The organism is Serratia ficaria (assembly GCF_900187015.1).
Classification (GTDB): Bacteria; Pseudomonadota; Gammaproteobacteria; order Enterobacterales; family Enterobacteriaceae; genus Serratia; species Serratia ficaria.
Genome location: NZ_LT906479.1, coordinates 1,174,050 through 1,187,765, shown reverse-complemented (window position 1 = coordinate 1,187,765; position 13,716 = coordinate 1,174,050). Strand labels below are relative to the sequence as shown.

13 protein-coding genes are annotated in these 13,716 nt (G+C 58.1%); 11 read left to right on the top strand and 2 right to left on the bottom strand.

The window, feature by feature from the left end; genetic code table 11:
• The first annotated feature begins 249 nt into the window (after window positions 1-249).
• The 6 genes from cyoA (at window position 250) to CKW09_RS05535 (ending at window position 6,665) form a co-directional block, all read left to right on the top strand.
• Window positions 250-1,197, top strand: a complete 948-nt coding sequence (cyoA, locus tag CKW09_RS05560) for a cytochrome o ubiquinol oxidase subunit II (protein WP_061796273.1) — start codon at window positions 250-252, stop codon at window positions 1,195-1,197.
• 4 nt (window positions 1,198-1,201) lie between these two features.
• Entirely contained in the window at window positions 1,202-3,193 is a 1,992-nt protein-coding gene (cyoB, locus tag CKW09_RS05555) for a cytochrome o ubiquinol oxidase subunit I (RefSeq protein ID WP_095096036.1), read from the top strand.
• On the top strand, window positions 3,183-3,800 hold the full coding sequence (locus CKW09_RS05550) for a cytochrome o ubiquinol oxidase subunit III (RefSeq protein ID WP_061796269.1): 618 nt from the start codon (window positions 3,183-3,185) through the stop codon (window positions 3,798-3,800). Before cyoB ends, CKW09_RS05550 begins: the two co-directional genes overlap by 11 nt.
• Window positions 3,797-4,135, top strand: a complete 339-nt coding sequence (locus CKW09_RS05545; RefSeq protein ID WP_061796267.1) for a cytochrome o ubiquinol oxidase subunit IV — start codon at window positions 3,797-3,799, stop codon at window positions 4,133-4,135. Before CKW09_RS05550 ends, CKW09_RS05545 begins: the two co-directional genes overlap by 4 nt.
• Before the next feature lie 17 nt (window positions 4,136-4,152).
• A complete protein-coding gene (gene cyoE / locus CKW09_RS05540) occupies window positions 4,153-5,043 on the top strand; it encodes a heme o synthase (RefSeq protein ID WP_061796265.1) in 891 nt (296 codons plus the stop codon).
• A 257-nt stretch (window positions 5,044-5,300) separates the two neighbouring features.
• Window positions 5,301-6,665 carry an MFS transporter gene (locus CKW09_RS05535; RefSeq protein WP_161990695.1) on the top strand — a complete coding sequence of 455 codons (1,365 nt, stop codon included), beginning with the start codon at window positions 5,301-5,303 and terminating at the stop codon, window positions 6,663-6,665.
• 32 nt (window positions 6,666-6,697) lie between these two features.
• Here the strand turns inward: CKW09_RS05535 and CKW09_RS05530 are convergent, their stop codons facing one another.
• A complete protein-coding gene (locus tag CKW09_RS05530) occupies window positions 6,698-7,189 on the bottom strand; it encodes a YajQ family cyclic di-GMP-binding protein (RefSeq protein WP_061796263.1) in 492 nt (163 codons plus the stop codon).
• Between the two features lie 181 nt (window positions 7,190-7,370).
• Between CKW09_RS05530 and panE the strand changes: the two genes are divergently transcribed.
• The gene (gene panE / locus CKW09_RS05525) at window positions 7,371-8,282 is read left to right on the top strand and encodes a 2-dehydropantoate 2-reductase (RefSeq protein ID WP_061796262.1); all 912 of its coding nucleotides are present in this window, start codon (window positions 7,371-7,373) and stop codon (window positions 8,280-8,282) included.
• Window positions 8,245-8,835 (top strand): protein deglycase YajL, encoded by a 591-nt coding sequence (yajL, locus tag CKW09_RS05520; RefSeq protein WP_061796260.1) that lies wholly within the window; start codon window positions 8,245-8,247, stop codon window positions 8,833-8,835. The genes panE and yajL overlap by 38 nt, the downstream gene beginning before the upstream one ends.
• A gap of 104 nt (window positions 8,836-8,939) precedes the next feature.
• Here yajL and thiI read toward each other — a convergent pair whose 3' ends face one another.
• A complete protein-coding gene (gene thiI, locus CKW09_RS05515) occupies window positions 8,940-10,388 on the bottom strand; it encodes a tRNA uracil 4-sulfurtransferase ThiI (protein ID WP_061796259.1) in 1,449 nt (482 codons plus the stop codon).
• Window positions 10,389-10,548: 160 nt separating this feature from the next.
• On the opposite strand from thiI, the gene xseB reads away from it, so the two are divergent.
• The 3 genes from xseB to dxs all read left to right on the top strand — a co-directional run bounded on the left by xseB (window position 10,549) and on the right by dxs (window position 13,695).
• Window positions 10,549-10,812 (top strand): exodeoxyribonuclease VII small subunit, encoded by a 264-nt coding sequence (xseB, locus tag CKW09_RS05510; protein ID WP_061796258.1) that lies wholly within the window; start codon window positions 10,549-10,551, stop codon window positions 10,810-10,812.
• Window positions 10,813-10,817: 5 nt separating this feature from the next.
• Complete coding sequence (ispA, locus tag CKW09_RS05505; protein ID WP_061796256.1) at window positions 10,818-11,738, top strand: (2E,6E)-farnesyl diphosphate synthase; 921 nt, start codon at window positions 10,818-10,820, stop codon at window positions 11,736-11,738.
• A 91-nt stretch (window positions 11,739-11,829) separates the two neighbouring features.
• On the top strand, window positions 11,830-13,695 hold the full coding sequence (gene dxs / locus CKW09_RS05500) for a 1-deoxy-D-xylulose-5-phosphate synthase (protein WP_095096033.1): 1,866 nt from the start codon (window positions 11,830-11,832) through the stop codon (window positions 13,693-13,695).
• Window positions 13,696-13,716: the final 21 nt, after the last annotated feature.

Sequence of the window (13,716 nt, the reverse complement as noted above, 5' to 3'; positions counted from 1 at the left end):
GTTTTTTCTGCCCGGATTCATCATACCTTTAGTTTTCCTTAACATACGAACGACCCGGCACGATTCAGCGCGCCAACGCGTTGTTGCCATTGGTAAATTGTCACGCTGGGTGACATCTGTGACCCCCTTAACATAAAGTGTCAACAAGGCGCTGACACTCCCTTAAGCAGGTTTACAGTACTGCAACCTTCCCGTAAAATGCCCGCACACATGAAACGACAATAGAGCCTTTGTAATTGAGGTCGTTAGATGAGACTTAAGAAATACAATAAAAGTATTGGGATGATGTCATTAATTGCGGCAACTGTAATGCTCAGCGGCTGCAATATGGTATTGATGAACCCCAAAGGAGCAATTGGTGTTGAGCAACGGACACTGATTATCACCGCAATCGCCTTGATGTTGATCGTGGTGATACCCGTTATCTTCATGGCGTTCGCCTTTGCTTGGAAGTACCGTGCTTCCAACAAAAACGCCAAGTACAGCCCGAACTGGGCGCACTCCAACAAGATCGAAGCGGTCGTCTGGACCATTCCTATCATTATCATCGCCATCCTTGGCACCATTACCTGGAAGACTACCCACGAGCTCGATCCGTTCAAGCCGATTGTCACCGACAAGAAGCCGATGACGATCGAAGTGGTGTCGCTCGACTGGAAATGGCTGTTTATCTACCCGGAACAAGGCATCGCGACCGTTAATGAGCTGGCTTTCCCGAAAGATGTTCCAGTCGAATTCAAGATCACCTCTAACTCGGTAATGAACTCGTTCTTTATTCCTCAGTTAGGTGGGCAGATTTATGCGATGGCCGGGATGCAGACCAAACTGCACCTGATCGGCAACGAAGCGGGCAAATACGACGGTATTTCCAGCAGCTTCAGTGGCCGCGGGTTCTCCGGCATGAAATTCACCGCGATTGTGACCCCGACCGAAGGCGACTTCGATCAGTGGGTTGCCAAGGTGAAAGAATCGTCTAATAACCTAAACGCCACCAGCGACTTTAACAAACTGGCAGAACCGAGTGAAAATAACCCGGTCGAGTACTTCTCCAGTGTCAAACCGAATTTGTTCAAAGAAACTATTGCCAAATTCATGGGTGATATGGACATGCACAAAGGCGCTGCCGCGCACGAAGGTATGGACATGAGCCAGGGTATGGACATGGGTGAACATGCTCACGCCGGAGCCGAGGAATAAACTGATGTTGGGAAAATTAACGCTTGATGCGGTTCCGTACCACGAACCGATCATCATGGTCACCGTTGCTGCAATTGTTATTGGAGGCCTGGCACTGCTGGCGCTGATAACCTATTTCGGCAAATGGAAATGGCTGTGGAAAGACTGGCTGACTTCGGTCGACCATAAAAAAATTGGTATCATGTACATCATCGTGGCAATGGTTATGCTGCTGCGTGGTTTCGCCGATGCCATCATGATGCGTAGCCAGCAGGCGCTTGCGTCCGCCGGCGAGGCAGGATTCCTGCCGCCGCACCACTACGACCAAATCTTCACCGCCCACGGCGTCATCATGATCTTCTTCATGGCGATGCCTTTCGTGGTCGGCCTGATGAACGTCGTGGTGCCGTTGCAAATCGGTGCGCGCGACGTCGCCTTCCCGTTCCTGAACTCCCTGAGCTTCTGGTTCTTCGTGGTGGGCGTGGTGCTGATCAACATCTCCCTGGGGGTCGGTGAGTTCGCGCAGACCGGCTGGCTGGCGTATCCGCCGCTGTCGGGCAAGGAGTACAGTCCTGGCGTCGGGGTCGATTACTGGATCTGGAGCCTGCAGATTTCCGGTTTGGGTACCTTGCTGACCGGCGTGAACTTCTTCGCCACCATCATGAAGATGCGCGCGCCTGGCATGCCTCTGATGAAGATGCCGGTGTTCACCTGGGCGGCGCTGTGCACTAACGTCCTGATCATCGTCTCTTTCCCAATTCTGACCGTCACCATCGCGTTGCTGACCCTGGATCGCTATCTGGGCACCCATTTCTTTACCAATGATATGGGCGGCAACATGATGATGTACATCAACCTGATTTGGGCCTGGGGTCACCCAGAGGTGTATATTCTGGTGCTGCCGGTGTTCGGCGTGTTCTCCGAAGTGACCGCGACCTTCTCCAGAAAACGCCTGTTCGGCTATACCTCACTGGTATGGGCAACCATCGCGATTACCGTTCTGTCGTTCATCGTATGGCTGCACCACTTCTTCACCATGGGGTCCGGCGCGAACGTCAACGCCTTCTTCGGTATCGCCACCATGATCATTTCCATCCCGACCGGGGTGAAAATCTTCAACTGGCTGTTCACCATGTATCAGGGCCGCATTCAGCTCAACTCCGCGATGCTGTGGACCATTGGCTTCATCATCACCTTCTCCGTGGGTGGGATGACCGGGGTTCTGCTGGCGGTGCCGGGCGCGAACTTCGTGCTGCACAACAGCCTGTTCCTGATTGCTCACTTCCATAACGTGATCATCGGCGGTGTGGTGTTCGGTTGCTTCGCCGGCCTGACCTACTGGTTCCCTAAATCCTTCGGCTTCACGCTGAACGAAAAATGGGGCATCCGCGCGTTCTGGTTCTGGATCATCGGCTTCTTCGTTGCCTTCATGCCGCTGTACGCTCTGGGCTTTATGGGCATGACGCGTCGTATCAGCCAGAACATCAACCCTGAGTTCCACCCTCTGCTGCTGGTCGCAGCCGGCGGTGCGGCGCTGGTTGCCTGCGGTATCCTGTGCCAGCTGATTCAGATCTTCGTCAGCGTGCGCGACCGCGATCAGAACCGCGATCTGACCGGTGACCCATGGGGTGCTCGTACGCTGGAGTGGTCAACGTCGTCTCCACCGCCGTTCTATAACTTTGCCGTAGTGCCGCAGATCCACGACCGTGATGAATTCTGGGACATGAAAGAAAAAGGCGAAGCCTATAAGAAACCGGCGAAATACGAGCCGATTCATATGCCGAAAAATACCGGCGCCGGCGTGATTATTGCTGGTTTCAGCCTGGTATTCGGTTTCGCGATGATCTGGGACATCTGGTGGATGGCGATCGCTGCCTTCGTGGGCATGATCGTGACCTGGATTGCCAAGAGCTTCGATGAAGATGTTGATTACTATGTGCAGGTTGATGAAATCGAGCGCATTGAGAACCAACACTATGAACAAATCAGCAAAGCAGGCGTGAAACATGTCAACTGATACTCTGACTAACCATAACGCAGCCCATGCAGAGCATGGGCACCACGACGCGGGAGAGACCAAAGTCTTCGGATTCTGGATCTACCTGATGAGCGACTGTATTTTGTTCGCGAGCTTGTTCGCGACCTATGCAGTACTGGTGAACGGGACCGCTGGCGGTCCCTCTGGCAAAGACATCTTCGATCTGAAGTTTGTCCTGGTTGAAACTTTCCTGCTGTTGTTCAGCTCCATCACCTACGGCATGGCGATGATCGCCATGAACAAAGGCAAGGTTGGCGGCGTAAACACCTGGCTGTTCCTGACCTTCCTGTTTGGTCTGGGCTTCGTCGCGATGGAAATCTACGAGTTCCATCACCTGATCGCCGAAGGCTTCGGTCCGGATCGCAGCGCGTTCCTGTCCAGCTTCTTCGCGCTGGTTGCGACCCACGGTCTGCACGTGTCTACCGGCCTGGTCTGGATCATCATCATGATGATTCAGGTGAGCAAACGCGGCCTGACCTCAACCAACAAAACCCGTCTGATGTGCCTGAGCCTGTTCTGGCACTTCCTGGACGTGGTGTGGATCTGCGTATTTACCGTTGTTTACCTGCTGGGGGTTATGTCATGAGCCATTCATCCCATGAAACTTCTCACGGCGGCGCAAGCCACGGTAGCGTTAAGTCATATCTGATCGGCTTTATCCTGTCGATCATCCTGACGGTAATTCCATTTGCGATGGTGATGAACGGCACAGCCTCTCATTCAACCATCCTGGCGGTTGTTGTCGGCATGGCGGTCATTCAGGTGGTAGTTCACCTGATTTACTTCCTGCACATGAACACCTCATCGGAAGAGCGCTGGAACCTGGTGGCATTGCTGTTCACCGCTATGATCATCGGTATCGTTGTTGTGGGTTCACTCTGGATTATGTACAACCTCAACATCAATATGATGGTCAGTTAAGAGTCGAGCTGCACGTGATGATTAAGCAATACCTGCAAGTCACTAAACCAGGAATTATTTTCGGCAATTTAATTTCTGTCGTTGGGGGATTCCTGCTTGCTTCCAAAGGAAGCATCGATTATCCCCTGTTTCTCGCCACCCTGCTGGGTGTCTCGTTGGTTGTCGCCTCGGGCTGTGTGTTTAACAACTACATTGACCGCGACATCGACAAGAAAATGGAGAGAACGAAGAACCGGGTGCTGGTAAAAGGCCTGATCGCGCCGAGTGTAACCCTGGTTTATGCTACCGTTTTGGGTATTGCGGGCTTTGCGTTGCTGTATATCGGCGCCAACCCGCTGGCCATGTGGCTGGCGGTGATGGGCTTCGTGGTTTATGTCGGCGTTTACAGCCTGTACATGAAACGCCACTCGGTATACGGCACGCTGATCGGCAGCCTGTCGGGCGCTGCGCCGCCGGTTATCGGTTACTGCGCGGTGACCAACGAGTTTGACGCCGGCGCGTTGATCCTGCTGGCTATCTTTAGCCTGTGGCAGATGCCGCATTCCTATGCGATCGCCATCTTCCGCTTTAAAGATTACCAGGCGGCCAACATTCCGGTGCTGCCGGTGGTGAAAGGCATTTCCGTCGCCAAGAACCACATCACGGTCTATATCGTGGCCTTTATGGTCGCCACGCTGATGCTGACCCTCGGCGGCTACGCCGGCTACAAATACCTGATCGTCGCTGCGGCGGTGAGCGTGTGGTGGCTGGGCATGGCGCTGCGCGGTTACAAGACCGAGAACGACAGCATCTGGGCGCGCAAACTGTTTGTGTTCTCCATCGTCGCCATCACCTCTCTGAGCGTGATGATGTCGATCGACTTCAGCGCCACGGCGGCGCCTGAAGCGCTGGTGACCTACGTTTGGTAAGCCAAATCGTCTGTGAATGGGCCGCTTCTGCGGCCCATTTTATTTGCCCGTCCAGAAATCCGTTTTTCCCGACATGACTGGCACCGCAGCCAACGCCGCTGCGACGTCAAGCCTGCAAGGAAAGCTGTAATATCTGTTAAACAACATTAGATTTACCCCCCCTGCCCTTCACACTAAAATGACGCAGCTTTTACAGAGGCCATTCCCTCAGGCGCTCTATCCAGTACCTGACGGAATAGTTTTTACCGAGGTTTGATGTGAACGATAATTCAATGACCCCACTGGAGCTCCGCGCCACCTGGGGGCTGGGCACCGTATTTTCACTGCGCATGCTCGGCATGTTTATGGTGCTGCCGGTGTTGACCACCTACGGCATGGCGCTCAACGGCGCCAGCGAGGCGCTGATCGGCATCGCCATCGGCATCTACGGCCTGGCGCAGGCGATTTTCCAGATCCCGTTCGGCCTGATTTCCGATCGCATCGGCCGCAAGCCGCTGATCGTCGGCGGGCTGCTGATCTTCGCGCTCGGCAGCGTGATCGCCGCCGCCACCGATTCTATCTGGGGAGTGATCCTCGGCCGTGCGCTGCAGGGCTCCGGCGCCATTGCGGCGGCGGTGATGGCCCTGCTGTCGGACCTGACCCGCGAGCAGAATCGCACCAAGGCGATGGCCTTTATCGGCGTCAGCTTCGGCATCACCTTCGCCATCGCCATGGTGCTGGGGCCGATCGTCACCCACGCCTACGGCCTGCATGCGCTGTTCTGGATGATCGCCGTGCTGGCGCTGGCCGGCATCGCCATCACCCTGGCGGTGGTGCCTTCCGCCAGCCACCACGTGCTGAACCGCGAGTCGAGCATCGTGCGCGGCAGCTTCAGCAAGGTGCTGAGCAACTCGCGGCTGCTGAAGCTCAACTTCGGCATCATGTGCCTGCATATTCTGCTGATGTCGAGCTTTGTCGCGCTGCCGCTGGCGATGGAAAAAGCCGGGCTGGCGGCAAGCCGGCACTGGATCGTTTATCTGGTGACCATGCTGGTGTCGTTCGTCGCCGTGGTGCCGTTCATCATCTACGCCGAGAAATACCGCCGCATGAAGCAGGTATTCATGGGCTGCGTGGCGGTGCTGTTCTGCGCCGAAGTGCTGCTGTGGCTGTCCGGCGCGCACCTGTGGGGCATCATCGCCGGCGTGCAGCTGTTCTTTATGGCGTTCAACGTGATGGAGGCCATTCTGCCTTCGTTGATCAGCAAAGAGTCGCCGGCCGGCTATAAGGGCACCGCGATGGGGGTTTACTCCACCAGCCAGTTTATCGGCGTGGCGATCGGCGGCAGCCTGGGCGGCTGGCTGTACGGCCTGCAGGGCGCAGGATTGGTGTTCGTCGCCGGCGCGGTACTGGCCGCGCTGTGGTTCCTGGTCAGCGGCACCATGAAGGAACCGCCTTACGTCAGCAGCCTGCGCATTACGCTGTCGGCGCTGGCGGTGAAGGACTCGGCGCTGGAAAGCCGCCTGAAGGCCCAGCCGGGCGTGGCGGAAGCGATTGTGGTGCCGGAGGAGCGCAGCGCCTACGTCAAGGTCGATACCAAACAGACCAACCGCGGGCAGCTTGAAGCCCTGGTGAACTCACTGTAAAAAACAGGGCCGGCATGCCGGCCCTGATGTTTTTAATCGCGGAAGTTCTTGAACTGGAACGGCTGCCCCAGATCCGCGCCGCGCACCAGCGCCATCACGCTTTGCAGATCGTCGCGCGATTTGCCGGTCACCCGCACTTCATCCCCCTGGATCTGCACCTGCACTTTCAGCTTGCTGTCTTTAATCAGCTTGACGATTTTTTTCGCCTGGGTGGTTTCGATCCCCTGCTTCAGCTTGGCTTCCACGCTGTAGGTTTTGCCGCTGTGGGTCATTTCTTCCGGGATCTCCAGCGCGCTGCCTTCGATATTGCGCTTGCTCAGCTTTTCACGCAGGATATCCAGCAGTTGCTGCACCTGGAAATCAGACTCGCTGGCGACCTTGATGCTTTCGTTTTTCTCGTTCAGCTCAAAGCTGGCCGGCACGTTGCGAAAATCCCAGCGGGTGCCGAGATCGCGCGAGGCGTTCTCAACGGCGTTACGTACTTCCTGCATATCAATTTCGGAAACGATGTCGAAAGATGGCATACTTCTTCCTCCTGAATTAATGCCTAACAGCTTAGGCGATTTTGATGCCGAGCATGATAACCGCTTTGCCTCCTCAGGCAAAATCTGCTGAATGCCCCCATAGAGACTCCCCCGGTAGCAGGAAAGTCTATATTTAAATGACGGTAATTGAGCGGTATTCCCGTGTTCCCAAGGAGACCGGATGAAAATAACAATTCTTGGTTGCGGCGCGCTCGGACAACTGTGGCTCTCCCGGCTTTATCGGCAAGGCCACGATGTGCAGGGATGGCTAAGGGTGCCGCAGCCCTTCTGCGCGGTGAACGTAATCGAACCCGAAGGCGATTCGTTCAACCGCAATTTGCCCACCAACGATCCCGAACATTTGGCGCAGAGCGAGCTGCTGCTGGTCACGCTGAAGGCCTGGCAGGTTTCCGGCGCGGTCGGCGCGCTGCTGCCGAAGCTGAACCCCCGCTGCGCCATTCTGCTGCTGCACAACGGCATGGGCACCCAGGATGAGCTGCCGCCGAACAATCTGCCGATCCTGCAGGGCACCACCACCCATGCGGCGCGGCACGACGGCAGCACCATTGTCCATGTCGCCGGCGGCACCACCCATATCGGCCCGACGTCGCCGGCGGCGCAGCCCCTCAGCCATCTGGCGGAGGTGCTGCATCAGGCCCTGCCCGACGTCGCCTGGCACAACAATATCGCCTCGGCAAACTGGCGCAAGCTGGCGGTCAACTGCGTGATCAACCCGCTGACGGCGCTGTACGATTGCCGCAACGGCGATCTGCAGCGTTACCCCGAACAGATCGAGGCGGTGTGCCGTGAAGTCGCCGGCGTGATGGAAATGGAGGGCTATCACACCTCCTGCGAAGGGCTGATGCAGTACATCATGGAAGTGATCCAGAGCACCGCGGACAACGTATCGTCGATGCTGCAGGATATCCGCAGCCAGCGACACACCGAGATCGACTATATTACCGGTTATCTGCTGCGCCGCGCACGCAGCCACGGCGTCACCCTGCCGGAAAATGCGCGGCTGTTTGAACTGATTAAGCGAAAGGAAAATGAATATGAGCGTATCGGCGCTGGTTTGCCTGGCACCTGGTAGCGAAGAAATCGAAGCCGTCACCGTCATCGATCTGCTGGTGCGGGCGGGCGTCAACGTCACCACCGCCAGCGTGGCCGGCGACGGCGATCTGACCCTCGTTTGCTCGCGCGGCGTTAAGCTGCTGGCCGACGCGACGCTGGTGTCTATCGTCGACGACCCGTTCGACGCCATCGTGCTGCCCGGCGGCCTGCAGGGGGCGGAATGCTTCCGCGACAGCCCGCTGCTGGTCGAGAAGGTGCGCCAAATGCACCTGCAGGGCAACATCGTCGCCGCCATTTGCGCGGCGCCGGCGCTGGTGTTGCAGCATCACGATCTGTTCCCGATCGGGAATATGACCGGCTTCCCGGGGCTGAAGGATAAAATTCCGGCGGATAAATGGATCGAGCGCCGGGTGGTGTACGACCCGCGCGTCAACCTGCTCACCAGCCAGGGGCCGGGAACCGCGATGGAGTTTGCGCTGAAACTGATCGACCTGCTGCTCGGCAAGGCCAAAGCGGCGGAAATAGCGGCGCAGCTGGTGCTGATCCCGGGGATGTACGACTTCCGCGACTAAATCCCTTCGCCTTCCGAGCCGTAGCGTTATTGGCTGATCTCACCCCGTTCACTGAGCTGAGTCAGTGAACGGGATGCGGTTGCCGCTTTAAGCACGATGGGGATTTAAGGGCGATAGACTTTGACGTTGGTGAAGCCCTGCTCCAGCAGGTACAGCGCCTGCAGGCGGCTCATCACGCCGCGCTCGCAGTACAGCAGGTAGGTCTTGCTTTGATCCAGGTCGCCAAACTGGGTGCCGAGCTTATAGAACGGCAGCGGTTTGACCTCCACCTGCTCCAGCTGCAGCGGTTTGTCTTCCTGTTCGTCGTTCGAACGAATGTCGAGGATCACCTCATCGGCGCCGAAGGCCGCGACGGTTTCCACTTCGGCCACCTGCTCCTGCGCCTGCTCGGCGATGGTGCGGATGTCGACGTTCTTCGCTTCGCTCACCACCCGATCGAGAATGGCGAAATCGAAATGGCTTTCTTCTTCTTCGATTCTGGCTTTGATGGCCTTCACCGTCGGGCTTTTCGAAATCACGCCGCAGTATTCGGGCATGGTCTTGGCGAAGTCTTCGGTGCCGATCTCGCGCGCCACCTTAATGATGTGCTCTTTGTCGTGAGAAATCAGCGGACGCAGGATCAGCGTATCGGAAGCGTTGTCGATCAGGCGCAGGTTGGTCAGCGTCTGGCTGGATACCTGCCCCAGCGCTTCGCCGGTCACCAGCGCCTGTACGCCATAGCGCTCGGCCACCCGGGAAGCGGCGCGCACCATCATGCGTTTGAGCACCACGCCCATCTGGCCGTCGTCGACCTTTTCCAGGATCTCGCCCACCACTGGTTCGAAGTCGATGGCGACGAAACGCACCTTGTGCGAGCTGGCGAAGCGGTTCCACAGGTAATGAGCCACCTGTTTTACGCCGATTTCATGCGCCGCGCCGCCCAGGTTGAAGAAGCAGAAATGCACGCGGCAACCGCGGCGCATCAGCATATAGCTGGACACGCCCGAGTCAAAGCCGCCGGAGATCAGCGACAGCACGTCTTCCTGGGTGCCGACCGGGTAGCCGCCGATGCCCTCGCGGCGCGCCTTGACCAGCATCAGCTTGTCGTCTTCGATCTCCAGGTTCACCGTCACCTGCGGGCGGGAAAGATTCACCCGCGCGCTGTCGATGTGCTGATTCAGCCCGCCGCCAACGTAGCGTTCTACGTCCTGCGAATTGAAATCCTGCTTGCCGCGGCGTTTAACCCGCACGCAGAAGGTTTTCCCTTCCAGCTGTTCGCGGTAAGCTTCCAGCGTCTGCTCGAAGATGTGGTGAATATCGCGGTAGGCGCGGTCTTCCACTTCCAGGATATGGTGGATGCCGGGAATGCGCGTCAGCGCGTCGGCAATCACCGGCCGTTGATTTTCATCTTTGGCGCGAACTTCGATATGATCCCAGTGACGGACTACCGCCAGCGTTTCATCATACTGCTTCAGGACGTTGCGAATATTGGTCGAGAGGATCTTGATAAAGCGCAAGCGCACAGATTGGCTCTTGATGGTGATTTCCGGGAACAATTTAATGATAAACTTCATGGCGGTCTTTGTTGTCAGATAAGAATTACGGCGCGGAGTATATCACCATATCGCCGGGCTCTGCGCACAAAACCATACAAGCGCGCCATGATTTGCTAATCAAGATCCGCTAGGATAGGCTCTGGCGCCACTGTTCACATGATGACGTAAAAAGAAAATTATGCCGAAAAAACCAGCACAATCAGACAGTACAGAGCAAAATGTCAGCTTTGAAAGCTCCCTCAGCGAACTGGAAAGCATCGTCACGCGTCTGGAATCAGGTGAATTGCCGCTGGAAGACGCGCTGAATGAGTTCGAACGCGGCGTACAGCTGGCGCGCCAGGGCCAGCAAAAGCTGCAGCAGGCGGAGCAACGCGTGCAAATTTTACTTAACGACAGCGCCGAAGATGCCCCTCTGGCGCCTTTCACTCCGGATGCCGAGTAACCACCATGTCTGAGATCGCCCAATCCGCCGCCTTTGCCGATCGGCTGCAGGCTTTCCGCCGGCGTGCCGATCGCACGCTGTTGGATTTCATCGCGCCACTGCCGTTCAATGACGGTAATATGGTGGCGGCCATGCGTCACGGCGCGCTGCTGGGCGGCAAGCGCCTGCGCCCGTTCCTGGTTTATACCACCGGGCAGATGTTTGGCGTGGCGTTGAATAACCTGGATGCGCCGGCCGCTGCGGTAGAGTGCATTCATGCTTACTCGCTGATCCATGACGATCTGCCGGCGATGGACGATGACGATCTGCGCCGCGGCCAGCCGACCTGCCATATCAAATTTGGCGAGGCCAACGCGATTCTGGCCGGCGATGCGCTGCAAACCCTGGCGTTCTCCATTCTGGCCGACGCCGAGATGCCCGAGGTGGCGCTGCGCGATCGCCTGGCGATGGTGTCCGAACTGGCGGCCGCCAGCGGCGTAGCCGGCATGTGCGGCGGCCAATCGCTGGATCTGGCTGCCGAAGGCAAGCAAATCGGCCTGGCGGCGCTGGAGCAGATCCACCGCCACAAGACCGGCGCGCTGATCCGCGCGGCGATCCGCCTGGGCGCGCTGGCCGCCGGTGAACCCGGCCGGGCGGCGCTGCCGCAGCTCGACCGTTACGCCGCCGCCATCGGCCTGGCGTTTCAGGTGCAGGACGACATTCTGGACGTTGTCGGCGAAACCGAAAAAATCGGCAAACGCCAGGGAGCGGACCAACAACACGGAAAGAGTACCTATCCAGCTTTGCTCGGGCTTGACAGCGCGAAAGCAAAAGCGTGGGATCTCTATCAGGAAGCATTAGCTGCATTGGATACTTTGGCAGCGCAATCTTATAACACAGCGCCATTGCGAGCGTTAGCCAGCTTCATTATTGAACGCGACAATTAACGTGTGACGTTATGCCCAAAAGATTTCACGGGCGGCCAACGCCGCTGCAGCGTGAAAGATGGAGGGTAAACTCCTCTGATATGAGTATCGAATGAGTCTTGATATAGCCAAATACCCGACCTTGGCGCTAGCGGAAAATCCCGATGAACTCCGCTCGCTGCCCAAAGAGAGTCTGCCGAAGTTGTGTGACGAACTGCGGCAATACCTGCTGGACAGCGTCAGCCGCTCCAGCGGCCACTTCGCCTCCGGGCTGGGTACCGTCGAGCTGACGGTGGCATTGCACTACGTCTACAATACGCCGTTCGATCACCTGGTGTGGGACGTCGGCCACCAGGCCTACCCGCATAAAATTCTGACCGGCCGCCGCGATCGCATCGCCACCATCCGCCAGAAAAACGGTTTGCACCCTTTCCCATGGCGCGCCGAAAGCGAATACGACGTGCTGTCGGTCGGCCATTCGTCGACCTCGATCAGCGCCGGTCTCGGCATGGCGGTGGCGGCGGAGCGTGAAGGCAAAGGCCGCCGAACGGTCTGCGTGATCGGCGACGGCGCCATCACCGCCGGCATGGCGTTTGAAGCGATGAATCACGCCGGGGATATCGATCCGGACATGCTGGTGGTGCTGAACGACAACGAAATGTCGATCTCGGAAAACGTCGGCGCGCTGAACAACCACCTGGCGCAGCTGCTTTCGGGCAAGCTCTACTCCACGTTGCGCGAAGGCAGCAAAAAAGTGCTTTCCGGCCTGCCGCCGATCAAGGAGCTGGTGAAACGCACCGAAGAGCACCTGAAAGGCATGGTGGTCCCCGGCACGCTGTTCGAAGAGCTGGGCTTCAACTATATCGGCCCGGTCGACGGCCACGACGTTCAGGGACTGGTCGCCACGCTGAAGAACATGCGCGACCTGAAAGGCCCGCAGTTGCTGCACATCATGACCAAGAAAGGCCGCGGCTATGCGCCGGCGGAAAAGGATCCGATCAGCTTCCACGCGGTGCCCAAGTTCGATCCGGCCAGCGGCACCCTGCCGAAGAGCGCCGGTGGCCTGCCGAGCTATTCGAAAATCTTCGGCGATTGGCTGTGCGAAACCGCCGCCAAAGACAGCGCCCTGATGGCCATCACGCCGGCGATGCGCGAAGGTTCCGGCATGGTGCAGTTCTCGCGTGACTATCCGCAGCAATATTTCGACGTGGCGATCGCCGAGCAGCATGCGGTGACCTTCGCCGCCGGATTGGCGATCGGCGGCTACAAGCCGGTGGTGGCGATCTATTCCACCTTCCTGCAGCGCGCCTACGATCAGCTGATCCACGACGTGGCGATCCAAAAACTTCCGGTGATGTTCGCCATCGACCGCGGCGGCATCGTCGGCGCCGACGGCCAGACGCACCAGGGCGCCTTCGACCTGTCGTTTATGCGCTGTATCCCGACCATGGTGATCATGACGCCGAGCGACGAGAACGAATGCCGCCAGATGCTGTACACCGGCTATCACTACAACGATGGCCCGAGCGCGGTGCGCTACCCGCGCGGCACCGGCACCGGCGCCGTGCTGGAACCGCTCAGCGCGCTGCCTATCGGTAAAGGCGTGGTGCGCCGCGAAGGCGAGAAGATTGCCATCCTCAACTTCGGCACCCTGCTGCCGGAAGCCGCACAGGCGGCGGCGGCCCTCAACGCCACGCTGGTGGACATGCGCTTCGTCAAACCGCTGGACGAGCAGCTGGTGCTGGAGATGGCCGCCAGCCACGAGGTGCTGGTCACGCTGGAAGAGAACGCCATCATGGGCGGCGCCGGCAGCGGCGTCAACGAACTGCTGATGGCCAAGCGCCGTGCGGTGCCGGTGCTGAATATCGGCCTGCCGGACAGCTTCGTGCCGCAGGGCAGCCAGGAAGAAGTTCGCGTCGATTTGGGCCTGGACGCCGCCGGCATCCAACGCCGGATCGAAAGCTGGCTGGCGCAGTAATTTTCCCCTCCGCCGGGCCGA